Consider the following 26681-nt stretch of genomic DNA (forward strand, 5'->3'; position numbering starts at 1 on the left):
CTTCCTCCTCACGTGCCTAGCGGACGGCGACGATCAGTATCGTCACCGCCGCCGCCAGCATCACCACGCCTGTGGCGCGCATCATCACGTACCCGGCGTGGGAGGGCTCGGTGGCGTCGTAGTCCTTGACGAAGGGGGCCTGGAGGGGCCGGTTCATCCTCCACAGCCACTGCGGCTTGACGACCTGCACCAGCCCCATCACCACGAACAGACTCAGGAACACTATGGTCAGCGCGCTCATCGAAGGTCCCCCATTCTCGCTCAACTTTCTTCCCGTATAACCAGGTTGAGCAGAACGCATGCCTCCGAAGGTTGGCTGGTTCTGTCGGGTGCCGGCTTCTGGGCACGCCTACCCGCTGTCGAATGGCGGGACTTCACCTACCCGCCCACCGCCCGGTGCGGCTCGATGTCGCCGGACCGGGCGTGGGGCGCCTGCCGCGGGTCAGGTGCCCGGCTTGCGGCCGTAGACGAAGACCTCGTCGCCCTTGCGCAGCGTGTTCCAGTACTTTACGGCGTCCTTCTTCGTCATGTTGACGCAGCCGTGGGAGCCCGGCGGGGACCATACGCTGATGCCGACCGAGTGGAAGGCCTGGCCGCCGTCGAAGAACTGGCTGTACGGCATCGGGACGTCGTACAGGCTCGACACGTGGTCGATGTCCCGCCAGTAGACCTTCTTGAGGCCCGTACGGGTCTCGTGGCCGTTGCGTCCGGTGCGTACCGGGACCGGGCCGTACTTGAGGTTCTTGCCGTCCTGAATCCAGCTGAGCTGGAGCGTCAGGTCGACACAGGCGATGCGCCCCTTGTCGGTCGGGCACTTGCCCGCCTTGTTGGGGTTGTCGCCCACCGCCTTCTGCTTGTTCATGAGGTCCATGACGCCCCAGGTGACGGGGCCCGCGTACCCGATGTTCGGGGTGATCTTGTGTGTCGTCTGGAAGGCCTTGATGGCCTTGCAGTCGGCCGCCGACTGCCTGCCGTCCACCGGGCGGCCCAGGAACTTCTCGATCTGCTTCTGGTACGGCCCGGTCTGCGTCGAGCACGACGCGGCCTGCGCGCTGCCCGCGCCGAGCGCCACCGTGAGCGGGGCCACCAGCGCGGTGATCCCCAGGGCCACGGCTCCTCGTCTGCGTATGTCCCCCACTGCTGCCTGCCCCTCGTTCGTCATTCATCCGCGGGTCGATCCCGCCTGTTGGACAACGAGTACCCACGGTTCGTTGCGCGACAAATTGAGACAGGTGTGTAACGGGGGCGATTTGCCGCCAGGCGCCGAGGACCGCATCGGCCGCCGGCCGTACCGGGGTCCGGCCACGCGTTCCGGCCCCGGGCGACCACGCGTAGCGACCTTGGTCGAACATGTGCGCTCCGGCCTGTGTCAGAACGCCCGCTTCCGCGCTCACCCGTCCTGTCCGTCCGCTGCCCACGGCTGTCGGCTCGGGTACCAAGCGACGACCAGCACCCCGACCGCCACCACCAGTACGGCCAGCACGCGCATCGCGGTGTCGAGGGCGTCCGTAAAGCCCGTGACGACGGCGTGCCGTAGGCCGGGCGAAGTCAGCCCCTGCGCGGCCAGGCGCTGCTCGGCGGCGGGAACGGTCGTCGGCGCTCCGGGCCCGCGCAGGGATGCGGGGAGGCCCGCGGTGAACGCCCCGGCCACCACGCTGCCGCTGACCGCCACGCCCAGCGCGCTGCCCAGCTCCCGCGCCAGGCTCTGCAGCCCGGAGCCCACCCCGGCCCGGTGCGTCGGCAGCGCGGACATCATGCCGTGCGACAGCAGCGGTGTCGCCAGGCCACAACCGGCCGCCGTGAGCGTCACCCCGAGCGCGTACAAGGAGTACGGGGTGCTCGGGCCGACCAGCGACACCGTGCCCAGCCCGGCCGCCAGCACCGCCAGTCCGAAGCCGAGCGTCCCCCGCGCGCCGGCGCGTCGCTCCAGGGCCGCCGTGCAGCGCGGCGCGAGCAGCAGCGCACCCGCCATCGGCAGCAGCCGCACCCCCGCCCCCAGCGGGGAGTAGCCCTTGGCGTACTGCAGATACTGCCCGTTGACGTAGAACAGGCCGAACATCCCGACGAACGCCAGTGCCATGCCGACCGCCCCTGCCCGCACCACCGGCACGGTGAACAGCCGGGGGTCCAGCATCGGATGCTCGCGCCGCAGCTCCCAGCCGGTCCAGGCCGCCAGCAGCACCACCGCCGACCCGAACCCGGCCAGTACGCGCGCGCTGCCCCAGCCGGACTGCGGACCGGAGACGATGCCCGACAGCAGCGCGAGGAACCCGGCCGTCAAGAGGCCCGCGGACACCATCGACACCGGCCGGTCATGCCGCGGTGGCGCCGGGGAGAACACCACCACCAGGATGAGTGCCGCCACCGACAGCGGTACCACACACCAGAACAACGCCCGCCACGAACCGAGCTGCACCGCCGCCCCACCGCCGACGTTGCCCAGCACGGCCGCCACACCTGTCATCGACGCCCACACCGCCACCAGCCGCGGCCTGCGGTCCGCCGCCGCACCGCCCACCATCAGCGCCAACGTCGTCGGCAGCACCGCCGCGGCACCCACGCCACTGACCACCCGGCCCGCGATCACGGTGCCGATACCCGGCGCCACGGCACACAGCATGCACCCGGCGGTGAACAGGCCCATGCCCGCGGCCAGCACCGGTTTGCGGCCGAGCCGGTCGGCGAGCGCGCCGCCCGGGATGAGCAGGCACGCGAAGAACACCACGTACCCGTCGACCACCCACATCACCGACTCGGCCGACGGGTGCAGCGCGCTGCGCGACAGCGCGGGGATCGCGAGGTTCACGGCCGAGACCATGCCCACGACCAAGGTGACGCACAGACACATCACGGCGACGGTTGACGGGCCGGGGCCTTGATGTGCGGGGTGTTGGGGCTGGGGGGTTTGGTTGCCGGGGGCGTGGTGGGCGGGGTTCTGGTGGACGGGGTTCTTGTGGGCGGGGGCGGGGCTTGCCGTGCCTTGCTCCGTAGGTTCGACGGGACCGGGCGGCGCCCCGCCTGTGGTCTCGGGGTCGGGATTCACCGTTCGGTTCCTGTCTGCCGTACGGCGCCGTTCTCCGGGGCGGCGGCGCGCACGAGTTCGGCGCGGAACGCCAGCCGGTCGCCGCGGATGCGCAGGTACTCCAGGTCCACCGGACGCCCGTCGGGCAACCGGGTCAGCCGTTCGACGGTGAACAGCGCCGAGCCGGCCGGGATGCCCAGCAGCTCACACGTGTGCGGGTCACCGCCCACCGCGTGCACGGTGACGCTCGCCGAGCCGAGCCGACCGCCGGTGGACTGCTCGATGAGTCCGAACACGTCCCGTCCGGCCAGGTCGGCGGCGAGCAGCGGCTCCCCGATGTCCGCGGCCAGGTAGGTCAGGTCCAAGGAGAGCGGCACGCCGTCCAGCAGCCGCAGCCGTTCGATGTAGACCACTCGTCCGCCGTCGGGTACGTGCAGCTTGCGCGCCACCTCGCCGGGCGGACGCATCAGGTTCGCGACCCGCACCTGATTGACCACCTCGCCATGGGTGCGCAGCGTTTCGGCCAGGCCGGTCAACCGCTCCAACGTGTGCTCGTAGGGCCGCCGCACGATCACCGTGCCCACACCCTGGCGCCGCTCGATCACTCCTTCGTCGCGCAGCACGCCCAGCGCCTCGCGGACGGTGTTGCGGGAGACCGCGAAGTCGGCGATCAGCACCCGCTCGTTCGGCAGCAGGCCTGCGGCGAAGGCTCCGGAGGCGATCTGCCGGCGCAGCACCTCCGCGACCTGCCGGGCGCGGTCCGCCCGGGTGCGTCGCCGGTTCTCCGGTGCCGAACCGGGCGCGGAGCGGCCGCTCTTGTCGGTGCCCAGAGGCGCGGGCTCGGTGGGCGAGGCGTTCATGGGACCTCCCTGCGCGTCGGGGCCGGGGACGGACGGGAGAGCACGCCGGGGCCGGTGCCCCTCGGCATCCGCCGGCCGTACCGGCCGGGCGTCCGGGATCGTGCCCGTACTCGGGGTGAAGCAGCATGGCCGACGGGACGGTCCGTCTTCGGCGGAGGGCCCGGCCCGTTCGGCGTCCGCTCAACCTAGGGCGCCGATGTTTCCTGGAAGTTACGCCACCCATTCTGACCTGCGGCGATGCTCGTGACGTGCGGCGCGGCACGCTACGCGGACCCGTTGCGCCACCCAGCCGCCACGTCGGCGCCATGGAGTGTGGCCGGTCAAGCGCTCGCCTCGAACCTCGCCCTCCATTTCCTTGTGTCGAAACTCTTGTTCCGCTTCCCGGACTTCACTTAGGGTCGGCGCCCCGGCTCGGCCGCCCGCGCGGCCGGGCCTCACCTGTGCGGAAACGAAGGAGCGTGCGGTGGTGCAGGAGGCGTGGCACAACGGGCGGTTGGACAAGGACGCGAGGCAAAGGGCCCAGGCAGCGGGCACAGGAGAGCCGTCGTCGACTGACACGAGATGCGGGAGCCAAGGGGCGGGTTCGGGACGGGGAGGCCAGGCGGTGGGCGCGGGGCCGACGCCCCCCGACTTCGAAGCGGCGGACGCGGAGGCAGGGGCGGGCGTGCGGCCGGAGGTGGAACGCGCGGATGGCGGGACGCGGGGCCTGGGGCGTCGCGGCTTCGTCGTCGGGGCCGGGCTGGCCGGGGCCGGCGGTCTACTGGGCGCCACGGGGGCAGCACCGGCGGCCGCCGCTGGAGGAGAACGTAAGGGCGTTCGCGAAGGTCGCGCTGACCGCAATGGTCACGGCGATCGCTACGCCCGTGGCGACGACGGCGCCCGTGCCGACGGCGGCGATCACGCCGACCAAGGCGCCTTCACCCCGGAGGACTTCCGTGCCAAGCGGCTGCTGCTCGTACCGGATGTGGTCCTGCTGCCGGAGGGCCCGGTCGAGGGCCGTGCGGTGCTCGTCCAGGACGGCACCTTCCGGGCCGTCGGGCCGGTCAGCAAGCTCACCGACGCGCACCGGGACGCCCGTACGGTACGGCTGAAGGGCCACCTGCTCATGCCCGGCTTCGTGGATGCCCACCACCACCTGACGCAGAGCTTCGGCAAGGCCCAGGCGTTCGGGCAGCCGTCGGAGATCTTCAAGACCGTCTGGGAGCCGCTGGAACACGCCCTGGACGAGGAGAGCGCCCATCTCTCGGCGAAGCTCGCGGCCTTGGAGGCGTTGCGCGGCGGGTTCACCACCGCCGCCGACGCGGGGACCCGCGCACCCGTCGACGTGGGCGTCGTCGCGAAGGCCACCGAGGAGGCCGGGTTGCGCTGCGTGCTGTCAAAGGTCGTCTCCGACGGCGAGGGCGGCAAGGAGCACCTGGAGCGCTTCCACGGTTCCCGGCTGATCCATCCCTCGCTGGCGATACCCGTCCCCGAGAACGCCACCGCCGAGGTGCTGAAGAAGACAGCCGACCTGTGTGCGGACGCCGGCGCGGTCTTCCAGATCCACGTCAACGAGCACCTGGCCTCCGTGGAACGCTCACTCAAGAGCGTGGGCCGCCGCCCGGTGTCCTATCTGCACCACATCGGCGCCCTCAACGCGCACACCCTCGGCGCCCACGCCACCCTCCTCACCCCCGATGAGATGCGCATGCTCGCCGACACCGGCGCGGCCCTCAGTTACAACCCGGTGGCCAGCGCCTGGAAGGGCAACGCCGTCGCACACGCCCTGATGTGGCGGGCCATGGGCATCCGCTTCGGTACCGGCACCGACGGCACCCGCGGTGACGGCTTCCGCCTGGTCGACGCCGCGGAGAGCACCCAACGCCTGGCCTACGGCATGATGTCCGGCGATTCCTCGTGCGGCGCCGGCAGTACGTGGCTCACCCACGCCACCGGCCTGAGTGCCGACGCCCTCGGCCTCGGCGAGGTGACGGGCGAGGTCGCCGTCGGCAAGGCGGCCGACTTCCTGCTCGTCGACCTCCGGGTGCCCGAACTCACGCCGTCCTACGACCTGTCATGGGAACTGGTCCGGCTGGCCGGCCGCGACCAGATCACCGCGGTCTTCGTGGACGGCAAGCTGCGGCTGTGGAACGGCTGGCCCACCGACTGGGACGGGCCCGCACTGGTCCGCGAGGCCGCCGAGGTGGGCCCGAGAGTCGTGCGGCGCGCCCGCATCCAGCGGGTCGACCCGGACCCGGACGGCACCTCCCGCCACCCACGGAGCCCCCGCCCCTGACGCTGGCCCCCAGCCTGGCCCGGCCGCCGACGCCCGCCTCGGCGACGCCCAGCCGGGCGAGGATCGTTGCCGTGTCCCGCCGAAAAATTGTCGCGACAGTCGGAGACCCGGCACGCTAACGTCCCCAGGCATGACCCCTGCACTTGAACGCCCTCCTTTTCATGCCGACGAACGCACCGCACTCATAGGCTGGCTGGACCTCCAGCGGCAGATTCTGCGATACAAGTGTGAGGGGCTGAGCGAGGCGGATGCGCACCGCTCCGTCGTACCGACCTCGCCGGCAATGACGATGGCCGGGCTCATCAGCCACATGCGATGGGTCGAGCACACCTGGCTGGAGGTGCTGTTCCTTGGTGGCGACGAGACGCGGAACCCGGCCTTCGACGAGACGGATGAGGACGCCGACTGGCGTACCGACGACGGCGTCACGCTGCAGCAACTACTGTCGGAATACGAGGTCCAGTGCGCCCGAAGCAACGAGATCGTGGCCGCGGCCTCCCTGGATGACATCGGTCGCCACCCGGGCTACCGCTCCGCCAACGCCAACCTCCGCTGGATGCTCATTCACCTCGTCGAGGAGACCGGACGGCATGCGGGGCATGCGGACATCGTGCGGGAATTGCTCGACGGCACGAAGGGGTACTACTAGGCCGTGTCCGGTGGGTCAGGGGCGGGCGTGCTCCCGGATCGTTCTGTCCCACATGGGGCGGGGCGATCTGACAGACCTGGAGTGGGTTCGACTGGAGCCGCACTTGCCGAAGAACGCAGGACGGGGCGGGCGGTGGAAGAGTGTCGCGTACCACGCCCGGCCGGCGGTCATCCTCGCACTCGGCGCGGCTACCTGAGCGTCGACAAGGCGTACAGCTCCCGCCGCAACCGACGTCACCTGCGCCGCCGACACATCAAGCACACCATTCCCGAGCGCCGGGAGCAGCGCACCCATCGACAGAAGCGTGGCAGCAAGGGCGGGAGACCTGCCGGGTTCGACCGGGCCAGTTACGCCCGCAGGAACGAGGCAGAACGAACGATTGATGCCCTCAAGGGATCACGCGCCGTAGCGACACGCTTCGACAAGCGCGTCTACGTCCTCCACGGCACGGTCACTGCCGCAACGATTCGGCTCAGGCTCCATTGACGACGCTCAGTCGAGAAGACGCATCACATGCCCGGAGCCAGCAGCCCGTCCGCGGTGCCGAAAAGCAAAGGACTGCCCTTCCTCCAGGGCAACAGGCCGTTCAAGCGTGATCGTCACGTCACCCCGGTGGAGAGGATGCAAGACATCCAATCTCCCGGCAAGCATCACGTCACCCGCTACAGCGGCGGTGCCGAAGTGGAAACGGAGTCGCTCACCAGTGCGAACTTCAGCAGCAACATGTTCGTCGGACAAGAGCGTGATGTCCGCAGCAAAACGGGCGTGTCCACTGATTGAACCAGGTGCCGCCAGCACCTGCCCCCGCTCCACCTCGCCGAACGCCGTCCCACGTATCAACAGGCCCACACTCATGCCTGCACTCGCCTTGTCGACATACCGGTGAAAAGCTTCGATCTGTTCGACGGCGACGAGTGCGGTCCCACCGAAACCGACGATCTCCACCGCATCGCCCTTACGAACCCGCCCGCGCTCGATCAGGCCGGTCAGTATGACCACCCTGCCCTGGCTCTGCCAGAAGATATCTCCGATATGCATCAGGAACGGCTTGCCCGGCGCTTCCATCTGGGCTCCCTTCCCAACGACCAGCCATCAACGGACTGCCGAGGCTAACAGCGATCAGCGGCCACCCTGTGCCCGATCGGCGCTGCGTCCCATCGGGCAGGCCCTAGCAACGACACACCGTGTGCGGCGCGTTCCGCGCGGCATGTCAGACCTCGGGGCCGCCTTCAAGCCCGTACAGGTAGGCCGCAGCCTCAGGAATCTGGTCCTCGCTGGAGGCCCGCACACCCGCCCGCGCGAGCAGCGCCGTGGTGACGCCGCGGCCGGGTACGCGCGTTCCCGCGAAGCTTCCGTCGTAGACCCGGAGGCTTCCGCAAGAGCGGCTGGATTCCTTCAGCAGTGCGACACGTACACCGGCCCCACGCGCCGCATCCAGCGCCCGGTGGGCGCCACGGACGAAGTGCTCGGTGACATCCGAGCCGGTCTCGGTGAGCACCCGGGCGATACCGTCCAGCACCGCCGAGCCGTCACCGCCGCCGATCTCCGCCGGCGGGCGCGGCACCGGCAGGCCGCCGGACAGGCACGCCTGGCAGCCAGAAGCCAGGAGCTGCACGGCAGCACACCAGGCAGGCAAGAGCATCTGTTCGCCTGCGGGCGGATCAACGCCGCGCGTGCCCCGCTAGGACGCGTCTCGCGGGGCACTCCTGCCCGGTGCGGGGATCGTCAGCCGGTCTTCGGCGTGACGCGCATGCCTACGTACACGCACCGCGTGCCGTCGGTGAGGGTGGAGAAGACGACCGGCATGTGGGCCCCACTGAACGCCGGACCGGCCCCCGCTCCCGCGAAGACCGTCTCACTGACCGGTATCAGTTCGATGTCGAGCGGCGGTGACATGTCCTTCATGCCGTCGACGAATTCGTACAACAAGTGGAGGCCCCCGTCCTCCTTCTGGCTGACCGTCAACAACACGCCTGCCCGCTGATACGTGCCCACCAGCGGCGCCATGTCCACGACGGGCGGGTGCGCGGCCGGTGCAAAGTCGTCCGGCATGCGTACGTCGGCCAGCTCGGCGAGGAGTTCCCGCAGCAGGTCCGCGTAGAGCATGCGGGCGCCGCCTCCGTTGGTCAGCAGCGCCACGGCGACGCCCGCGTGCGGCACGATGCGCAGGTAGGACTGCTGGGCGACGGCCGAGCCGTCATGACCGTAGCCGGTGATGCCGTCCCAGTCGTACAGCGTCCAGCCCAGGCCCCAGCCGTCGGAGCTGACCGTCCACTTGTCCGGGCAGTCGACCTCGCGGTGCTGCATCGCCGCGACCGACTCGGCCGACAGGATGCGGGTACCGTCGGGGGCGGCGCCGCCGTCCAAGTGCATCCGGGCGAACCGGACCGCGTCGCCCGCGGAGTAGATCACACGGCCGTACGGCCCCGCCGAGCGCGGCATGAAGTCCCAGACCGGCGCCGGGTCGGGGTCGACGCCCGGGTCACCCAGATGCCCCATCGCCACCCGGAACCGCAGCGCCTCCTCGGGCAGCGTCATGGTCTGCGCAAGGCCGAGCGGGTCCAACAGCCGCTCCCGCAGGGCCTCGTCCCAGGTCTGCCCGGTCAGCACCTCGATGAGGCGCCCGAGGACGACGTACCCGAGGCTGCTGTACGAGATCGCCGTTCCGGGCGGGCAGTCGAGGGCGACGCCCCGGGCGGCCTCGACGTACTTGGCGAGGCAGTCGTCGCCGCGTCCGGAGTCGTAGGTGAAGTCACAGGTCAACCCGCTAGTGTGGCTCAGCAGTTGACGTACCGTGATGGCTTTGGTGGCCTCCGCGTCCGGGGTGGCGAACTCCGGAACAAGGTCCGCGACACACGCGTCGAGGTCCAGTACACCGGAGTCGACGAGCTGCATCACCACCGTGGCGGTGTAGACCTTGGCGACCGAGCCGCTCAGGAACACCGAGTCGGTCGTGGCCTCCACTCCGGTACCGCGGTGCAGGACTCCACTGGCCAACTCGTGGACCTCGCCGCCCGTGAGTACGGCAAGAGTCGCACCCGGTACGCGATGAGTCTCGCGCAGCTCGTCGAGACGTGCCTGCCAACGGTCGAGCGAGAAGCCCTTCCCGCCCGAACCCGCGGTCCCCCAACCGCCCTTCGCCGTCCAGTTGCCCTCGGAATCCCAGCTGACATTGCTCGACAAGACGTCCTCCGCCGTGTTGCACATTCGGTCGAGACCGATCCTTGTCTGCCACTGGCAAGCGATCAACAGAGTTGTCGACAAAGTGGGAGCCGCGGACACCTGCCCACGGTCGGAGCCGCGGGAGTCGGCGCCGACGTATATGCGGGGGCTGATCGCTCCGTGGACGCGAACAGGCCGCCCCTCCGGGAAGGAAGGGCGGCCTGGAAGCGGGAAGCGTGCTGCGGGGTCACTTGCTCGGGCAGGTCTCCTGGGTCACCTTGCCGCCCGACTTGCCGGCGGTGGCCGGGTCCATCGACAGGCACAGGCCCGTCCAGTTGTTGACGAACTTGTAGGCCTGCTGTTCACCGTTCGAGGTGGTGACCTTGACCGGGACGATGTTCCACATCTGGCTGCCGGAGAACCAGCGGGTCTCGCAGTCCCACCAGAACATCTGGGTGCCGGAGCCGGGCGGGGTGCCGTTGTTGTAGGGCACGGTCAGGCACTTGCCGTTGCTCGCCTTGATCCAGAAGTGGCCCTTGTTGTCGAACGAGGAGGGCTTCTCGGCCCCCCACTGGTGGCTGCTGGGCGGGCTCGACTGGCACTCGCGCTGAGTGACCAGACCGCCGGACGTGGAGTCTTCGAACTCGGGGCCCCGCACCATGCAGCGGCCGTACAGCGTGTTCACGTAGGTCTTGTCGCCCTTGACCTGCCAGAGCATCCGGTTGCCGCTGCTGCGGGCATCGTCCTTGTTGTGGTCGATGATCGCGTTCACCAGGCCCCAGCCGGGAAAGTCCATCATGACGATGCCGACGCGGCCCTGGGTCTTGTTGAGGTACTTCATCAGGTGGTAGTTCACCCCCGGGACCTCGGTGCTGACGCCGCTCTGGACCTTCGTGTAACCGCCGGCGTAGTGACGCGGCGACCCCCCGCCGGGGACCTTGTTCGCGGACGTATACGTCACGTACAGGCCGGAGGTGGCGGACATGGCCTCGTCGACGTTCTTCTTGACGTAGTTCCACTTCTCCGTGATGTCCGAAGCGTTGTAGTGGTCCTCGTTGTGGCCGTTGAAGCCCGCGAGCCCGTAGTTCGAGTCCTCGACGCTGTCGAAGCTGCCCAGGACCAGCTTGCCGCGGACCTCCCCGAGCCTGGGGATCTCCGCCGGGCCGCTGCCCGTGATGGAGGGCGCCCAGAACAGGCCGGCGTATTCACTCTTCTTCGCGTAGGCGGCGAAGATGTTTTTGACGTCTTTCGGGGTCATCGAGCCCGGGTCGTGCTTGCACTCGTGCAGCGCGGCACCCGAGTAGGGGCACTCGGACTTCAGTCGCATCACGACCGTCTCGGTCGGGTGCGCCTTGAGGAAGGACTGCGTCTTTTCCAGGACGTCGTCGAAGTTGGCGTTCTGGTAGAACGCGGCGTGGTGGATCGCGAAGTCCTGGCCGCCGTTGACGACGCGGACCCGGATGTCGAGGGCGCGGATTCCGCGTTCGTACTGGGCCGCCAGCGTCTTCGCGCTGTCGCCGTAGTCCTCCTGCGTCTGCACGGCCGAGCCGCCGTGGAGGGAGAGCGTGTCATGGGTACCGGGGATGGACATCGCCGACAGCCGGGTCTCGCTGGCGACGCCCGACATCCACTCGGCCCGGTCCGGCTGCCCGAGGTTCTCGAAGGCGTCCCTGTTGGTCGACCCGGCCGCCCCTGCGGTCGTGGGCGTCAGAAGTGCCGCGCCCAGCGCGACACTGACCGTGATCAAACCTGCCAGTGTGCGGGACCGTCTGCGCGATCCCGCGCCGGCGGCGCGGGGGGTGGGGCTGGGCATGGGACTCCTGTCAGAGCGGGACGATATGTGCCCAGCTTCAGCCCTGCCGCTCACGTTTCTCTCATGTTTCGCTTACGTCCGCCTCAGAGATCCTCACAACGACGTCAAACGTGTCTGTGTGATGAGGAACGTGGCGAGGCCGAGCAAGGCCTCGTGGTTGTCATCGCGTCGTACTCGGCGAATCCGTAGGCGGCGGAAGCCGTGCCATCAGGCGGTGGTTCTCTCGCCGACACGTCGTCCAGGACCTCATCCGCGTCCCACTCGATCCGGTTCAGCATCCGCTGGATACGGTCCCGGCCGTCGTCACCGGCCTCCTCGGTCGGCGTCCAGCCGTTCTTGCGCTCGAGCGAAGCGACCGTTGCGGTACTAGTCTTCTGAGTCAGGAATTCTGTTCAGATATGAGGCGAGGCGTTCGAGGATCTCGTCTGCGGTCTTGGTCCAGATGGAGGGCTTGGGGTCGGTGTTCCATGCGGCGATCCAGGTCCGGATGTCCTGCTCCAGGGCTTGGACGGTCTTGTGGACGCCTCGCCGTATCTGCTTGTTGGTCAGCTCGGCGAACCACCGCTCCACCAGATTGAGCCAGGACGAACCGGTCGGTGTGAAGTGCAGGTGGAACCTGGGGTGGGCCAGGAGCCAGGTCTTGATGGCAGGGGTCTTGTGGGTGGCGTAGTTGTCCAGCACCAGGTGGACCTCGAGGCCGGCCGGGACTTCCTTGTCGAGCTTGCTGAGGAACTTCTTGAACTCCTCGGCCCGGTGGCGCTGGTGCAGTGAGCCGATCACCTTGCCGGTCGCGACCTCCAGAGCGGCGAACAGGGTGGTGGTGCCGGCCCGGACGTAGTCGTGGGTGGTCCGCTGCGGGACTCCGGGCATCATCGGCAGCACCGGCTGCGAGCGGTCCAGGGCCTGGATCTGTGACTTCTCGTCCACGCAGAACACCAGGGCCCGCTCGGGCGGGTCCAGGTAGAGGCCGACGACGTCGTGGACCTTGTCGACGAAGTACGGATCGGTCGACAGCTTGAACGTCTCCGAGCGGTGCGGCTGCAGGCCGAACGCCCGCCAGATCCGGGACACGGTCGACTGCGACAGGCCCAGTTCCTTCGCCATCGAGCGCGTCGACCAGTGGGTTGCGTTCTTCGGGGTGGACTCCAGCGTCCTGGTGACCAGTGCGGCCACCTGCTCGTCCGTCACTGTGCGAGGACCGCCCGGGCGGGGCATGTCGCCCAGGCCGGCGATCCGGTGCTCGACGAACCTCGCCCGCCAGCGGCCCACCGCGTGGGGAGTCGAGCCGAGGCGAGCCGCCACGTCTTTGTTTGAAGCACCTTCGGCGCAGGCCAGGATGATCCGGCACCTCAAGGCCCACGCCTGCGGTGTGGAACGGCGCCGCACCCACCCCTCGAGGGCGGTCCGTTCCTCACCCGACAGGATCAATTCGGCCTTCGGCCGCCCGGTACGTGCCACAGGCCAAGCTTATACATCTGAATAGAATTCCTGACTCAGAAGACTAGGGGGTGTCTGATAATTCCGGTCTGATCAGCGAGATTCGGCTGAGCTGGCAATCCGGAGGTGCGCCGATCGGCTGGGGGGATTGGGCAGTGGCTACGAACGGCGGGCCAGTAGATGGGCGTCGAGGAAGCCCCGGTCAGAGGATGGATCGTGGAGCAGCCGGGCGAAGGGATCGAGCCCAGCATCGCCCAGCAGTTCGGCGAGGCGATCCACCGGCCAGCTGTAGGCGGGCGCCACCTTGTGGTCGAACCGGACCGGTTCTTGTCCGTCGGTCCCGAAGAAGGAGACCAGGAGCAGACCGTCCGGTGCCAGGACGCGTATCTGTTCGGCGAGCAGCTCCGGTAGTTCCCCCGGAGGGGTGTGAATCATTGAGTAGTGGGCCAGTATGCCGCCGAGCGCGGCGTCCTCGATCGGCAGGGATTCCATCCGCGCCTCTTGGAAGCGCAGCGCCGGATGGGCCTGCCGGGCGTGGTCGACCATGCCGGGGGCAAGGTCTAGTCCAAAGGCGTCCAGGCCGAGTTCGTGCAGCATGGCTGTCAGATGTCCGGGCCCGCACCCGACGTCCGCTGTCCGCAGGTTGCCCGTCGCGCGCACCAGTTCGGCGAAGGTGCCGATCATCGCCCGGGAGAAAGGCTGTGTTTCCAGCCGGTTTGCGAACAGCGATGCGTACAGCTCGACGACACCGTCGTAGGCCGTCCTGGTCTCGTCCTGATAATTCGCCACGGGCAGGACTCTATAGCCGGTCTGATAATTGATCTTGTGGCAGGTCGAGGTGAGTTGACGGATGCGGCATGGAGGCGGATAGAGCCCCTTTTGCCTCAGGTGGACGGACGGGGCCGTCCGTGGCGTGATCACCGGCAGGTGGTCAGCGGGGTGCTGTGGCGGCTGCGGACCGGGGCTCCGTGGCGGGATCTTCCCGACCGGGTCGGGCCGTGGCAGACCGTCTACGAGCGGTTCGCCCGCTGGGAGGCGGACGGCACCCGGGCACGGTTGCTGGAGCACGTTCAGGTCCGCGATGACGCGGTGGGCCGGGTGGAATGGACCGTCTCCGTCGACTCCACCATCAACCGAGCCCACCAGCACGCAGTCGGCGCCCGCAAAAAGGGATGTGAACGGGGACGAACTGGAAGATCCGGGCCGCTCGCAGGCGCGCCAGGCCCTCGGCCGCTCCCGAGGCGGACTGACCACCAAAGTCCATCTCGCCGTCGATGGCCGGGGCCTGCCCCTGTCGATTGTGCTCACGCCCGGCAACGTCAACGACGCGACGGCGTTCGGCCAGGTCCTCGACGGCATCCGCACCCCGCGCCTCGGCACGGGCCGCCCGCGCACGACACCGGACCGTGTGCTGGGTGACAAGGCGTATTCCAGCAGGTCCATCCGCCATCTGCTGAGGCACCGGGGCATCGCTGCCACGATCCCCGAGCGCCGCGACCAGGCGGCGAACCGCCACCGACGCGGAGCCCTCGGCGGCCGGCCGCCGGCCTTCGACAAGGTCACCTACCGCGACCGCAACGTCGTCGAACGATGCTTCGCCCGCCTCAAGCAGCTCCGCGCGATCGCGACCCGGTTCGACAAGCTCGACGACCGCTACCGTGCCGGAGTTGTCCTGGCTTCCTTGATCCTCTGGCTCCGCGAGTCCACGGGGTAATCATTTGTCAGACAGGCCCTAGTCCCTGCGGTACTGCGCGGGCGACCTCTTCGTCCCCTCGTCCTCGTACGAACCGGCCTTGCCGCGGTCCACGTGGAACTTCGTCAGCGTCGTCACCGGGGAGTTCGGGTCGCGGCGGTCGCCGATCACGCGCATGTGGGTGGTGAAGCGCTCGGGCGTCACCTCGTACACGTCGTAGCCGTACCGGTTGCCCTCGAAGTACTTCAGGTGCGGGTTGGCCTTGCCCATGAGGGGGCCGTTGGCCGTGTTCCACTCGGGCGAGTACGCGCCGGAGGTCACCGAGTGCGCGGTGAACTCCGTGCCCACCAGCGGCGAGTCGGGCTGGTCGAAGTCGGTGCGGACGTCGTCGACGAACGCCGAGTGCCAGTCGCCGGTGATGACGACCAGGTCCTCCAGGCCGCTCTTGTGCACGTGTCCCAGGACCTCCTTGCGCTCGGCGAGGAAACCGTCCCACTGGTCGGTGAACATGTATGAGCCGCCCGGCCTCCCCCGCAGCTGGCTCAGCATGATCGAGTTGGCCCACACGTGCCAGGAGTCCGGGGCGCGGTCGACGGTGCGCTTGAGCCAGGCCTTCTGTTCGGCGCCGAGGATCGTGCCGTCGGGCAGGTTCTGCGCGGAGCGGTACGAGCGTAGGTCGAGGATGCTCAGTTCCAGCAGATCGCCCCAGCGGCGTACGCGGTGGATCTCGGGGTCGGGCAGGGCCATGCCGCCGAAGGAGTCGCGGTGCGGCATGTGCTCGAACCACGCCTGGTAGGCAGCTGCCCGGCGGCGCATGAACGGGGCTCCTCCCCCGGTCCCGCTGTAGTCGTTGACGACCTCGTGGTCGTCCCAGGTGAGGAACCACGGGTGGGCGGCGTGTGCCTCGCGCAGCGACTTGTCGCCCTTGTACAGGGCGTGGCGCTTGCGGTAGTCGGCGAGTGTGAGGATCTCCGGGCCGTCGTGGTCGCGTACGTGTGTCTCCGGTACGCCGCCGACCTGACCGTGCTCGTAGATGTAGTCGCCGAGGTGTACGACGAAGTCCACGTTCTCGCGGGCGATGCCGCGGTGCGCGGCGTAGTAACCGTCGTGGAACGCCTGGCAGTTGGCGGCGGCGAAGGTGACCTTGGAGACGCGGCCGCGCGGCGCGGTCCTCGTACGGCCGACGCGGCTGGTCCTGCCGAGTGCCTTGAACGCGTACCAGTAGTGGCGGCCGGGCGCGAGGCCGTCCACCGGCACGTGCACGCTGTGGCCGAGTGTCGCGGACGCCGGGGCGGTGCCGCGGGCGACGACGTGTCGCAGCCGGGCGTCCTTGGCGACCACCCAGTCGACCTCGACGACCTCGGGAAGTCTCTGCTCGGCGGCGAGGGGTTCGGGGGCGAGTCTGGTCCACAGGAGCACCGAGTGGGGCTGGGGGTCTCCGGAGGCCACCCCGAGGGTGAACGGCGCCCGGTCGTACTCCGCGCCCAGGTGCTCGGCGGCCTCCCGGGCCTGTGCGGGGGTGAGTCCCGCGGCCAGCGGCCAGGCGAGGTTCAGCGCGCCGGCGGCCGCGGCGGCCTTCAGCAGATCACGGCGGTTGACGGTCATCGGTGGCCTCCGTCGGCGTCGAGGGTGAGGGAGAGGGCGTCCGCGTAGCCGTCGTTGGAGGTGCCGCCGCCGCTGCGGGTGAACACGAGGAGGAGCCGTGCCGAGCGGGCCGTGGGCGGCACCGCGGCCTCGGCGGTGCGTTCCAGCAGGCCGGTGCGGCCCTCCCGGTCCGCGGCGCCGACGGGGCCGAGCACGCTCAGGGCGACCGGCGTGCCCTGGGCGTCACGGAACTCCACGGAGAGCCGTGCGCCGTCCTCCTGCCCGGCGTAGCCCCCGAGCCAGGCGGACAGGGTGTAGCGCACCCGTCCCGCGTCGACGGCCCGGCGCCCGGTGGGGCCGGTCCTGGGCAGGGAGATGTCCTGGACCAGGGCGGTACGCGCGCTGTTGCCGCCCGAGAAGAAGCGGCTGCCGCGCCGGGCGGGCCCGGGGTCCGACGCGGTGGGGTAGCCGCCGCCGAGGCTGTAGGCGACGAGCGCCGGGGCTCCCTGGGCGACCTGCCAGCCGCGGACCTCCGCGACGGGGTCGGCGGTGCCGCCCGCCCCGCTCTCCGCGTCGCCGTTGACGACCAGATTCACGCATGCCTCCTGTGATCGTTGGGGTGAGCGCGGTCAGCCCACCAGCCGCGCGTGAACCAGGAGAAGCGTTTCGGCGAATTCTGTTACGTACGCACTCGCGACGGCGGGCGGGCAGCCCTCCCCCCTAGGGCTTCACACCCGGACTCGTCCGTCCTGGCCTCGCCGTGCACCCAAGCCCCGCAGACGGCCTCCCACCCTCTTGCGCGCCGGCCACCTGCCCTGGCGGCGCCGCCAGTTGCCTCTTCCTGATCACGATTCCGCCCAATTCCCGGCGCCTGACAACCTCCACGCTTCGGCGCGCCTCCTTAAGGTCAACGGCTCTCGCTGACTGACCACCTGACCGGAGAGCCGAGGACAAGGAGGGGAACTGTGCGTACGCACAGATGGAGAAACGTCGCTCTCGCGACCGGTATAGCCGGGGTGCTCGCGGCCACGGGAGCCACGGCCATGGCCGAAGCCGACACCCCGGACGCACCGGCCCAGGTGCCCGATCTGCGCGCCGACGTGAACCGGGACGGCGGCGTCGACGTGGAGGGTACGAGCGACGCGGCGGGCGAGAACGCCTGGACGGCGCGGCGCGGTGCGATCGTGCTGCCGAACGTCGACGACGACGCAAAGCGCTGCCCGGTCAAGGACGCCCGTGGCAGGCCGCTGTCGGACAAAAAGCTGGCCCAGTGCAACGACGGGTCCGACACCAAGATCAACGGAACGCGTGACGCCGCCGACCTGGCCCGTCTGCGGACCGTGCCCCTGGCCGGGACTGCGGCGGGCAGCCACGGCACCGTCAAGGCGATCGGCGCCGGTGTCCGAGCCGGGAAGGCGCGCCTGTTCATCAAGCGCGACGGCCGCTGGTCCCTGCTGCGGCCCACCGACCGGTTGTCGGCCGCGGAGCTGCGTACCGGTGTCGAGTTGGGCGTCGAGGCCACGGACGTGGTGCGCGACGCGCGGAAGTGGAACGGCGAGGTGAAGGTCCGGTTCACGGTGACCGGCGGCGGCACGTCCCGCTCCGACGACGTCGTGCTGCGCACCGCGCCCGTCCTGACCCACCATCACCTTCAGCGGGCCGAGGAGGTCCTCGTCACCAAGGTGAAGGGCGCCGGTTCCTACGGCCGTGACCAGCGCGCGTTCGTCAAGGAACTGGCCGCGCAGGTGAAGGACGCCGGCATCGGCAAGCCGCTGACGACCTTCACCGAGTACGGCGACCCGTGGGCGCAGGACTTCGTCGAGCCGGCCTACGCGAGCATGCCGGGCCCCGGCGGGAAGCAGCACACGATGCGGGTCATGATCCGGTCCGCGCAGCCCGACCGTCCGGCGGGCCGCGAGCTGTTCGAGAAGCTGCGCGGCCCGGACGTGGGCGTGGTGCAGGTCGGCAAGCCGGCGGCGAACGAGGAGTGGACGCTCAACTCCATGGGCAACCTGGAGACCATTCCGCCGTACACGCTGAACGGCAAGAGCTACCCGGCGGGCCGCATCATCCAGGGCTACCGGGCGGACTCCGGAGCCAAGCCCGCCAAGTCGATGCGTACGTTCCTGTCCTCGCAGGGGGTGCAGGCGCCGCTGCTGCTCGACACGTCGTGGCTGTCGGTCGGGCATGTGGACGAGTTCGTGCAGTTCCTGCCCGCCGACACCGAGCGCGGCTGGCGCATCGGTGTCGCCGACCCGACCGCGGGGATGGAACTCCTGCGCAAGGCGAAGCGGGACGGGCACGGCGCCACGAAGATGTTCTCCGTCCCGCGCGGCAGCGACGTCCCCGCCCCGAAGGAAACCATCGACCAGGTGCTCGCCAAGGCCTCGTTCCGCTCCGACAACAAGGTGGCGGCCGAACGCATCGAGGCCAACCTGGCCATCCTCAAGCGGGAGACCGGCGTCACCGACGCGGAGATAGTGAGGGTGCCCGGCCTGTACACGCGGGACTCCTACGAGAGCGAAGGCCTCAGCGGCAGCCGCAAGCTGCGCCGCATGGGCCCGCAGACCCTGGAGCAGTTCAGCCAGCTGCGTGGCGCCGACGAGGCGCGCGGCGGCCGGGGCTCCGCGGACGGTGCCAGGGGCGCCGCCGCCGTCCGGCCGAACAGCGCCTATGTCCCCGGCGCGGTCAACGGCGTCCTGTTGAGCCCGACCCGCTATCTGGCGCCCAAGCAGTGGGGGCCCGTCGTCGGCGGCAAGGACATCTTCACGGAGGCGGTGAACTCCGTGTACGCGAAGGCGGGGTTCACGACGGCCTACATCGACGACTGGTACACGTACCACCTCGGCATGGGTGAGGTGCACTGCGGCACCAACACGCTGCGGGACGCCCGGGCCCCGTGGTGGCCCACGGCGTAACACCTTTCGGCGGGGCCGGTACACCGACATCGACATGGTTACCGGTCCCGCTCCAGCTGCACGGCTATGGGGCAGGTGTGTAGCCCCGGGTGCGGACGATGTCGTGGGTGAGCTGCGTGAAGGCGCGGGTGGCAGCGCTGCGGTAGGCCCCTTCACGGTGCTGGAGGGTGACGGTGCGGGCGGGAAGGGGCGGATCGAGGGGGACAGGGGTCAGGTGGGGGTGGTCGTGGGTGATGGCGTCGGGCAGAACGGTGGCCAGGCCGGTCCGCTGGACGATCTCGGTGAGAGCCTGGATGGAATTGGCCTCGACCGTGATACGTGGGGTGGCCCGGTGGCGGGTGAAGTACGCGTCGATGTGACCACGTGTGGCGAAGTCGCCGCTGAGCAGGGCCAGTTGCCGACCGGTGAGTTCCCTTACCGGTAGCGGCGAGGCGGAGTCGGCGCCGGGCTGACGGGTGCCGGTGACCAGTGTGAGTGTCTCGGTGAACAGCGCGGTGGCCCCGATGCCGGGGAGGTGGGGGCCGGCGAAGGCGATGCCGAGGTCGAGGTCGTCGGCGAGCAGGGCCGCTTCGATGCGGTCCTGGGTCGTCTCCACCAGGGAGAGGCTGACGCCGGGGTGGCGGGTGTGCAGCTCGGCGAGGAGTGGGCCGATCAGATAGGCGGTGAACGTCGGGGTGACGCCCAGACGCAGGTGGCCGCGGGAGAGATCTTGGACGTCGTGGACGGCGCGTTCCGCGGCGGCCAGGTCACGCAGTGCGCGCCGGGCATGGTCGGTGTAGACGACACCGGCGTCGGTGAGCCGCACCGTGCGGCCGGTGCGGTCCAGCAACTGCACGCCCAGGGACCGCTCCAGCTGCTTGATCTGCTGGGAGAGCGTGGGCTGGGAGATGTGCAGCTCTTCGGCGGCGCGGGTGAAGCTGCCGTGTTCGGCCACGGCGAGCAAGTAACGCAGGTGACGTAGTTCGAGAGCAGCCATGGACTCGACTATAGATGGGGTCGATGACTTCCATGCCCAGCATCTCTTGGACACTATAGACCCAGGTCATGCAAGGTGGTTGCACCGGCCCAGACGGGTCGGCACCACCCGAGGAGAGTGACCATGCAGGACCTCACCGAGGGCGTCGCCCGATTCCAGCGGGAAACCTTCCCGGCCAAGGCGAAGCTCTTCACGCGTCTGGCCACACATCACACCCCCCACACCCTGTTCATCAGCTGCTCCGACGCCCGCGTCGTCCCCGAGCTGATCACCAGCGCCGAGCCGGGCGACCTGTTCGTCATCCGCACCGCCGGCAATCTCGTGCCCGCCTATGCCCCCGGCGCCGACGGTGTCGCGGCGAGCATCGAGTACGCCGTCGCCGCGCTGGGCGTCAAGGACATCGTCGTCTGCGGTCACTCCGCGTGCGGCGCGATGACCGCCCTCGCCGAGGACCACGACCTCAGCGGTGCCCCGGCGGTCGCCGACTGGCTCCGGCTCGCCGCTGCCTCGGTCGCCCGTACCGCCGCGGACGGCGGCGTTCCCGCGCTGGTGCGACAGAACGTGCTCGCCCAGCTGACGAACCTGGCCACCCACCCCTCGGTCGCCAGGGCCCTGGCGGACGGGAAGGTGGCCTTGCACGGCTGGGTCTACGACATCCCCGCGGGCCGCGTCGACGACCTGACCGCCGCCCACGCCGCGTCCGCGGCCTGACCCCTCCCCCACTCCAGCACTCGTACCTGAGTGACGTTCCCCCGAAAAGGATGTATTGATCATGGTGCAGGCACAGTTCGAGCAGACCGCGCGTGAAGCCCTCGCCGCCGAGGCCGTCGCGGCGAAGACCCGCAGGAACCTTTCCTGGAAGCAGATCGCGGAGGCCTCGGGCCTGTCGGTGGCCTTCACCACCGCCGCTGTCCTCGGCCAGCACCCGCTGCCGGAGAAGTCCGCCCAGGCCGTCGCCGAGCTGCTGGGCCTGGACGACGACGCGGTGCTCCTTCTCCAGACCATCCCGGTGCGTGGCTCGATGCCGAACCGGATTCCGACCGACCCGACCATGTACCGCTTCTACGAGATGCTCCAGGTCTACGGCACCACCCTCAAGGCCCTGGTCCACGAGGAGTTCGGCGACGGCATCATCTCCGCGATCAACTTCAAGCTCGACGTGAAGAAGGTCGCCGACCCCGAGGGCGGCGAGCGCGCCGTCATCACGCTGGACGGCAAGTACTTGCCGACCAAGCCCTTCTGACTCGCGAAGCCGCCTGCCCTACTCTCCCCCGGAGGACCCCCATGGACTTCGTCCAGCGCACCATCGACATCGCCCGCCAGAACGTTGCCGAGGGCGGCCGCCCGTTCGCGACCGTCATCGTCAAGGACGGCGAGATCCTCGCCGAGAGCCCGAACAGGGTCGCCCAGACCAGTGACCCCACCGCGCACGCGGAGATCCTCGCCATCCGCGAGGCCTGCACCAAGCTGGGCACCGAACACCTGACCGGCACCACCATCTACGTCCTCGCACACCCCTGCCCGATGTGCCTGGGCTCGCTGTACTACTGCTCGCCGGACGAGGTCGTCTTCCTCACCACCCGTGACGCCTACGAGCCCCACTACGTCGACGACCGCAAGTACTTCGAACTGGACACTTTCTACGACGAGTTCGCCAAGCCCTGGCAGGAACGCCGGATGCCGATGCGCCACGAGGAGCGCGAGGACGCCGTCGAGGTGTACCGCCTCTGGCAGGAGCGCAACGGCGGCGAGCGCCGCGTGGCGGGCACTCCCACCGCCGCGTGACCCAGGTGATCGGGGCCGGGCGCCCACCGTCGTTGCTCGCGCGGCAAGCCACGCCAAGAGGCGATGAAGGGCATCCAATTCGCCAACAGGTCGAGATCAGCGGCGGAGAGGGGGTCCGGGAAGTCGAGAGCGAGCTGGAGTTCGTAAAGATCACTCATGCGGCAAAGCTACGTGTCGCCACCGCCATGAAGGGCTCGACACCCCCCGTACGCCCGCCGCCGAGCCCCGTCCCGTGAACACCACATGTCGCTCGGATCACAGACGTTCCCCCACACTTCACTTGGCACCGGAACAGCAACCTCCGTATCCCACTCGCGCACCGGTTCGTCGGAGAAAGTTGGCTTGCTCGTCCCTGCCCCTGCCCGGCCGGGGCCCCTACGGTCCCTGTGACCAGTCGGCGACGCCCGTCAACTCATCGTTCGTTTCCCGGTGTAGGAGTATCTGTGGACCGTCGCAACTTCCTGCGTGGTGCGGTGTTCGGCACCTCTGCCGCCGTCTTCGGAGGCACGCTCATGCACGGCGCCGCCTACGCGGCCCCGGCTCAGAACGGCCCCGGCCCCTACGGCGGCCTGCTGGCCGCCGACAGCAACGGCATCATGTTGCCGTCCGGCTTCACCAGCCGTGTCATAGCCCGCTCGGGCCGGACGGTTTCCGGCACCTCGTACACGTGGCACGGAGCCCCTGACGGCGGCGCCTGTTTCGCCGACGGTACGGGCTGGATATACGTGTCCAACTCCGAGCTCGCCACGGGCGGCGGGGCGAGCGCCGTCAAGTTCGACTCCTCCGGTTCCGTCACGAGTGCCTACCGGGTCCTGGCCAACACCCGCAACAACTGCGCGGGCGGGGCCACCCCGTGGAACACCTGGCTGTCGTGCGAGGAAGTCAGCCGCGGCTACGTCTACGAGACCGACCCGTGGGGCACGAAGGCCGCCGTCCGCCGGAGCGCGATGGGCCAGTTCAAGCACGAGGCGGCGGCCGCCGACCCGGTGCGCAAGGCGATCTACCTGACCGAGGACGAGTCGGACGGCTGCTTCTACCGGTTCACCCCGACCACCTGGGGTGACCTGTCCTCCGGGACCCTCCAGGTGCTCGTCGCCGGCGGCGGCACCTCCGGCTCCTTCACCTGGGCGAACGTGCCCGACCCGGACGGCTCTCCCACCTACACCCGCGACCAGGTGTCCGGCGCCAAGATCTTCAACGGCGGCGAGGGCTGCCACTACGCCTCCGACACCGTCTGGTTCACCACCAAGGGCGACAACCGCGTCTGGCGGCTCAACCTGCGTGACAGCACGTACGAACTCGCCTATGACGACAGCCTCGTCACCAACGGCAGCGCGCCCCTGACCGGTGTCGACAACGTCACCAGCAGCTCCTCGGGAGACCTGTTCGTCGCCGAGGACGGCGGCAACATGGAGATCTGCGTCATCACCCCCGCCGAGACCGTGGCCCCCTTCCTGCGCGTCACCGGCCAGTCCAGCTCCGAGATCACCGGCCCGGCCTTCTCCCCCGACGGCAAGCGGCTGTACTTCTCCAGCCAGCGCGGTACGTCCGGCAGCTCCTCCGGCGGCATCACCTACGAGGTCACCGGCCCCTTCCGCACCACCGCCTGAGCGGCCCCGCGCCCGGGTCAGCGGACGCGGCGGATACGGATCGGGCCACGGGCGTCCGCCGGGTCCACGGCCTGACCCCGCTGGGTGATCTCCACCTCGCCCGCGGTGACCAGGCGGCGGGCGGCGCGGCGGGCCGGCTCCATGAGGGCGCGCCAGCCGTCGCCGTCCCCTTCGTACACCGCCCGGGCGGCGTCGGAGGGGCAGATCGTCGCGGTGGGGCCGCGACGCGCCAGCAGCTCCAGGATGGCCCGTTCCAGGCGCCGGTCCGTCTGCCGCTCGCTGACCGTCTCGTTCACCTCGCCCGCCCCATCCGTCTCGTATGTTCCACCTGTCACGTCTGCCAGGGTACGAGCACCGTCGGCCTCGCGCCGCCGGTGTTCCGTACCCTGGCGGCATGCGTATGCGTCCCACTCTGAGCTGGACCCCGGACGAGGATCTGCCGCCGGGTACGACGGATCTGGAGCCGGTCGTCGAGATGCTGGGCGGCGGCGGGGTGCTGGTGCTCAGCGGGGCGGGCATCTCCACGGAGTCGGGTATTCCGGACTACCGGGGTGAGGGCGGAAGCCTGAGCCGGCACACCCCGATGACCTACCAGGAGTTCATTGCGGCCCCTGAGGCCCGGCGGCGGTACTGGGCCCGCAGTCACCTCGGCTGGCGCACCTTCGGCCGGGCCCGGCCCAACGCCGGGCACCGCGCCGTGGCCGCGTTCGCGCGGCATGGGCTGGTCGGCGGGGTGATCACCCAGAACGTCGACGGTCTGCACCAGGCCGCGGGCAGTGGGGAGGCCGTGGAACTTCACGGCAGCCTGGACCGGGTCGTCTGCCTGTCCTGCGGCGCCTTCAGCCCGCGCCGTGAGCTGGCCCGGCGGCTGGAGGAGGCCAATCCGGACTATGCGCCGGTGGCCGCCGGCATCAATCCGGACGGCGACGCCGACCTCACCGACGAACAGGTCAAGGACTTCCACGTGCTGCCCTGCGCGATCTGCGGCGGCATCCTCAAGCCGGACGTGGTGTTCTTCGGCGAGGCGGTGCCGCCCGCGCGGGTCGAGCGCTGCCGCGAAGCCGTCCGTGAGGCGGCTTCGCTCCTGGTCCTCGGCTCCTCGCTGACGGTGATGTCCGGGTTGCGGTTCGTCCGCCAGGCGGCCGAGTCCGGCAAGCCCGTGGTGATCGTCAACCGGGACGCCACCCGGGGCGACCGTTACGCCGTCACGCGGGTCGCGCTGCCGCTGGGCCCGGCGCTCACCTCCGTGGCCGACCGGCTGGGCGTCTCCGTCCCCGGTCCGGCCTGAAGAACGGGGCACTGAGCGGCGGGGCGCTGAAGGGCGGGGCACGGAAGAGCAGGGCGCTCCGAGTCGTCGGCCCGCCCTGCTCTCTGCCCGCGGGGGCGCTTCGGATCGGATTCAGATGACGCCCTGCGCGGACATCGCGTCCGCCACCCGCTCGAAGCCGGCGATGTTCGCGCCCGTCACGTAGTCGCCGGGGGTGCCGTAGCGCTCGGCGGTCTCGTGGCAGGTGCGGTGGATGTCGTTCATGATGCGTGTCAGTTCTTCCTCTACGCGCTGTGCCGGCCACGACGTACGGGCGTGGTTCTGGGCCATCTCCAGGGCGCTGACCGCGACGCCGCCGGCGTTGGCGGCCTTGCCGGGCCCGAAGGAGACACCTGCCTGCCGGAAAAGGCGTACGGCCTCGGGGGTCGTCGGCATGTTGGCGCCCTCCGAGACCGCCTTCACGCCGTTGCGGATGAGAGTGGCGGCATCGTCGGCGTCCAGTTCGTTCTGGGTGGCGGACGGCAGCGCGATGTCGGCCGGTACCTCCCAGACGCGCCTGCCGGGCACGAAGCGGGCCGAGGAGCCGCGGCGCTGGGCGTAGGTGTCCACCCGGGCGCGTTCGACCTCCTTGACCTGCTTGAGGAGCTGCAGGTCGATGCCCTTCTCGTCGACCACGTAGCCGGAGGAGTCCGAGCAGGTCACGGCGTTGGCGCCCAGCGCGGCCAGCTTCTCGATGGTGTAGAGGGCGACGTTTCCGGAACCGGAGACGACCGCCGTCCGGCCTTCGAGGGCCTCGCCGCGCTCGCGCAGCATCGCCGCCGTGAAGAGGACGTTGCCGTACCCGGTCGCCTCCGGACGGATCAGCGAGCCGCCCCAGGTCTGGCCCTTGCCGGTGAGGACGCCCGCCTCCCAGCGGTTGGTGATGCGCCGGTACTGGCCGAAGAGGTAGCCGATCTCCCGGCCGCCGACGCCGATGTCACCCGCGGGTACGTCCGTGTGCTCGCCGATGTGCCGGTACAGCTCGGTCATGAACGACTGGCAGAAGCGCATGACTTCCGCGTCGCTGCGGCCGCGCGGGTCGAAGTCGCTGCCGCCCTTGCCGCCGCCGATGCCGAGACCCGTCAGCGCGTTCTTGAAGATCTGCTCGAAGCCCAGGAACTTGATGACGCCGAGGTTCACCGACGGATGGAAGCGCAGGCCGCCCTTGTACGGGCCGAGCGCGCTGTTGAACTCCACTCGAAAGCCGCGGTTGACCCGTACGTGGCCGTGGTCGTCCTGCCACGGCACCCGGAAGATGATCTGCCGCTCCGGTTCGCACAGTCGCTCGATCAGTCCGGCTTCGGCGTACTCGGGGCGCGCCGCGATGACCGGTGCCAGTGTCTCCAGCACCTCGCGGGCGGCCTGGTGGAACTCCGGTTGGGCCGGGTTGCGGTGTTCGATCTCGGTGAGCAGCTGCGAGAGTGCCGGCTGCGCTGTCTTCGTGTCGGGTCGCGTGGTCAAGGGGGACCTCTCTGGCACGGCTGGCACCGGCGATCCGGTACGGGGCGCCGGTCGCCTCTGGTGCAGCCCAGGTGGGCGCTCGGCGCCGTTGCCGTGCGCGGGACGCTCAAGCCGCAAGTATGACGCGCAT

Annotated in this window: 23 protein-coding genes and 4 pseudogenes; 10 read left to right on the forward strand and 17 right to left on the reverse strand. The window is 69.8% G+C overall.

The window, feature by feature from the left end; translation table 11 throughout:
• Positions 1-16 precede the first annotated feature (16 nt).
• From J2N69_RS00515 to J2N69_RS00530, 4 genes are all read right to left on the reverse strand, one after another.
• Positions 17-241 (reverse strand): DUF6199 family natural product biosynthesis protein, encoded by a 225-nt coding sequence (locus J2N69_RS00515; RefSeq protein ID WP_230898895.1) that lies wholly within the window; start codon positions 239-241, stop codon positions 17-19.
• Between the two features lie 201 nt (positions 242-442).
• Positions 443-1138, reverse strand: a complete 696-nt coding sequence (locus tag J2N69_RS00520) for a L,D-transpeptidase family protein (RefSeq protein ID WP_230904525.1) — start codon at positions 1136-1138, stop codon at positions 443-445.
• A gap of 252 nt (positions 1139-1390) precedes the next feature.
• On the reverse strand, positions 1391-2848 hold the full coding sequence (locus J2N69_RS00525) for an MFS transporter (RefSeq protein WP_230898896.1): 1458 nt from the start codon (positions 2846-2848) through the stop codon (positions 1391-1393).
• Between the two features lie 191 nt (positions 2849-3039).
• Entirely contained in the window at positions 3040-3882 is an 843-nt protein-coding gene (locus J2N69_RS00530; RefSeq protein WP_230898897.1) for a GntR family transcriptional regulator, read from the reverse strand.
• A gap of 946 nt (positions 3883-4828) precedes the next feature.
• Here J2N69_RS00530 and J2N69_RS00535 point away from each other — a divergent pair.
• The 3 genes and pseudogenes from J2N69_RS00535 to J2N69_RS00545 all read left to right on the forward strand — a co-directional run.
• Positions 4829-6157, forward strand: coding sequence for an amidohydrolase family protein (locus J2N69_RS00535; protein WP_230904526.1), 1329 nt, complete (start codon positions 4829-4831; stop codon positions 6155-6157).
• A 130-nt stretch (positions 6158-6287) separates the two neighbouring features.
• Positions 6288-6806 carry a DinB family protein gene (locus tag J2N69_RS00540; protein ID WP_230898898.1) on the forward strand — a complete coding sequence of 173 codons (519 nt, stop codon included), beginning with the start codon at positions 6288-6290 and terminating at the stop codon, positions 6804-6806.
• Between the two features lie 132 nt (positions 6807-6938).
• Positions 6939-7292 (forward strand): annotated as a pseudogene (locus J2N69_RS00545) (IS5/IS1182 family transposase); the annotation flags it as partial.
• 6 nt (positions 7293-7298) lie between these two features.
• Here J2N69_RS00545 and J2N69_RS00550 read toward each other — a convergent pair.
• The 8 genes and pseudogenes from J2N69_RS00550 to J2N69_RS00585 all read right to left on the reverse strand — a co-directional run bounded on the left by J2N69_RS00550 (position 7299) and on the right by J2N69_RS00585 (position 14007).
• The gene (locus tag J2N69_RS00550; RefSeq protein WP_230898899.1) at positions 7299-7871 is read right to left on the reverse strand and encodes an EF-Tu/IF-2/RF-3 family GTPase; all 573 of its coding nucleotides are present in this window, start codon (positions 7869-7871) and stop codon (positions 7299-7301) included.
• Between the two features lie 145 nt (positions 7872-8016).
• Positions 8017-8421 (reverse strand): 2-thiouracil desulfurase family protein, encoded by a 405-nt coding sequence (locus J2N69_RS00555; RefSeq protein ID WP_230898900.1) that lies wholly within the window; start codon positions 8419-8421, stop codon positions 8017-8019.
• Between the two features lie 110 nt (positions 8422-8531).
• Positions 8532-9989: a serine hydrolase domain-containing protein gene (locus J2N69_RS00560; RefSeq protein ID WP_230898901.1), complete on the reverse strand. Its 1458-nt coding sequence runs from the start codon at positions 9987-9989 to the stop codon at positions 8532-8534.
• Between the two features lie 226 nt (positions 9990-10215).
• Positions 10216-11715 (reverse strand): phosphatidylinositol-specific phospholipase C domain-containing protein, encoded by a 1500-nt coding sequence (locus J2N69_RS00565; RefSeq protein WP_230898902.1) that lies wholly within the window; start codon positions 11713-11715, stop codon positions 10216-10218.
• A gap of 159 nt (positions 11716-11874) precedes the next feature.
• Positions 11875-11985 (reverse strand): annotated as a pseudogene (locus J2N69_RS00570) (IS5/IS1182 family transposase); the annotation flags it as partial.
• A gap of 26 nt (positions 11986-12011) precedes the next feature.
• Positions 12012-12137, reverse strand: a pseudogene (locus J2N69_RS00575) (IS701 family transposase); the annotation flags it as partial.
• 10 nt (positions 12138-12147) lie between these two features.
• Complete coding sequence (locus J2N69_RS00580; protein ID WP_230898903.1) at positions 12148-13239, reverse strand: IS630 family transposase; 1092 nt, start codon at positions 13237-13239, stop codon at positions 12148-12150.
• Between the two features lie 138 nt (positions 13240-13377).
• Positions 13378-14007, reverse strand: a complete 630-nt coding sequence (locus J2N69_RS00585) for a class I SAM-dependent methyltransferase (RefSeq protein ID WP_230898904.1) — start codon at positions 14005-14007, stop codon at positions 13378-13380.
• A 36-nt stretch (positions 14008-14043) separates the two neighbouring features.
• Here J2N69_RS00585 and J2N69_RS00590 point away from each other — a divergent pair.
• Positions 14044-14954 (forward strand): annotated as a pseudogene (locus tag J2N69_RS00590) (IS5 family transposase).
• On the opposite strand, the gene J2N69_RS00595 reads toward J2N69_RS00590, so the two are convergent.
• Both J2N69_RS00595 and J2N69_RS00600 read right to left on the reverse strand, forming a co-directional pair.
• Positions 14951-16516 (reverse strand): alkaline phosphatase D family protein, encoded by a 1566-nt coding sequence (locus J2N69_RS00595; protein WP_230898905.1) that lies wholly within the window; start codon positions 16514-16516, stop codon positions 14951-14953. The pseudogene J2N69_RS00590 and the gene J2N69_RS00595 sit on opposite strands and share 4 nt — an antisense overlap.
• The gene (locus J2N69_RS00600; RefSeq protein ID WP_230898906.1) at positions 16513-17091 is read right to left on the reverse strand and encodes a phosphoesterase; all 579 of its coding nucleotides are present in this window, start codon (positions 17089-17091) and stop codon (positions 16513-16515) included. Before J2N69_RS00600 ends, J2N69_RS00595 begins: the two co-directional genes overlap by 4 nt.
• Positions 17092-17538: 447 nt before the next feature.
• Here J2N69_RS00600 and J2N69_RS00605 point away from each other — a divergent pair, with 447 nt between their 5' ends.
• Positions 17539-19413, forward strand: a complete 1875-nt coding sequence (locus tag J2N69_RS00605; protein WP_230904527.1) for a protein-arginine deiminase domain-containing protein — start codon at positions 17539-17541, stop codon at positions 19411-19413.
• A 64-nt stretch (positions 19414-19477) separates the two neighbouring features.
• On the opposite strand, the gene cynR is transcribed toward J2N69_RS00605, so the two are convergent.
• Positions 19478-20389: a transcriptional regulator CynR gene (gene cynR, locus J2N69_RS00610; RefSeq protein ID WP_230898907.1), complete on the reverse strand. Its 912-nt coding sequence runs from the start codon at positions 20387-20389 to the stop codon at positions 19478-19480.
• 123 nt (positions 20390-20512) lie between these two features.
• Here cynR and J2N69_RS00615 point away from each other — a divergent pair, with 123 nt between their 5' ends.
• The 4 genes from J2N69_RS00615 (at position 20513) to J2N69_RS00630 (ending at position 23784) form a co-directional block, all read left to right on the forward strand.
• The gene (locus tag J2N69_RS00615) at positions 20513-21100 is read left to right on the forward strand and encodes a carbonic anhydrase (protein ID WP_230898908.1); all 588 of its coding nucleotides are present in this window, start codon (positions 20513-20515) and stop codon (positions 21098-21100) included.
• 61 nt (positions 21101-21161) lie between these two features.
• Positions 21162-21632: a cyanase gene (gene cynS, locus J2N69_RS00620; protein ID WP_230898909.1), complete on the forward strand. Its 471-nt coding sequence runs from the start codon at positions 21162-21164 to the stop codon at positions 21630-21632.
• A gap of 41 nt (positions 21633-21673) precedes the next feature.
• Positions 21674-22174, forward strand: coding sequence for a nucleoside deaminase (locus tag J2N69_RS00625; protein ID WP_230898910.1), 501 nt, complete (start codon positions 21674-21676; stop codon positions 22172-22174).
• A gap of 443 nt (positions 22175-22617) precedes the next feature.
• A complete protein-coding gene (locus tag J2N69_RS00630; RefSeq protein ID WP_230898911.1) occupies positions 22618-23784 on the forward strand; it encodes an alkaline phosphatase PhoX in 1167 nt (388 codons plus the stop codon).
• Between the two features lie 17 nt (positions 23785-23801).
• Here J2N69_RS00630 and J2N69_RS00635 read toward each other — a convergent pair whose 3' ends face one another.
• Entirely contained in the window at positions 23802-24080 is a 279-nt protein-coding gene (locus J2N69_RS00635; protein ID WP_408056868.1) for a DUF3253 domain-containing protein, read from the reverse strand.
• A 98-nt stretch (positions 24081-24178) separates the two neighbouring features.
• Here J2N69_RS00635 and J2N69_RS00640 point away from each other — a divergent pair, with 98 nt between their 5' ends.
• Positions 24179-25072 (forward strand): NAD-dependent protein deacetylase, encoded by an 894-nt coding sequence (locus J2N69_RS00640; protein ID WP_230898913.1) that lies wholly within the window; start codon positions 24179-24181, stop codon positions 25070-25072.
• 111 nt (positions 25073-25183) lie between these two features.
• On the opposite strand, the gene gdhA is transcribed toward J2N69_RS00640, so the two are convergent.
• The gene (gdhA, locus tag J2N69_RS00645; RefSeq protein WP_230898914.1) at positions 25184-26551 is read right to left on the reverse strand and encodes an NADP-specific glutamate dehydrogenase; all 1368 of its coding nucleotides are present in this window, start codon (positions 26549-26551) and stop codon (positions 25184-25186) included.
• Positions 26552-26681 lie beyond the last annotated feature (130 nt).

The organism is Streptomyces huasconensis, from assembly GCF_021028635.1.
GTDB classification, from domain to species: domain Bacteria; phylum Actinomycetota; class Actinomycetes; order Streptomycetales; family Streptomycetaceae; genus Streptomyces; species Streptomyces huasconensis.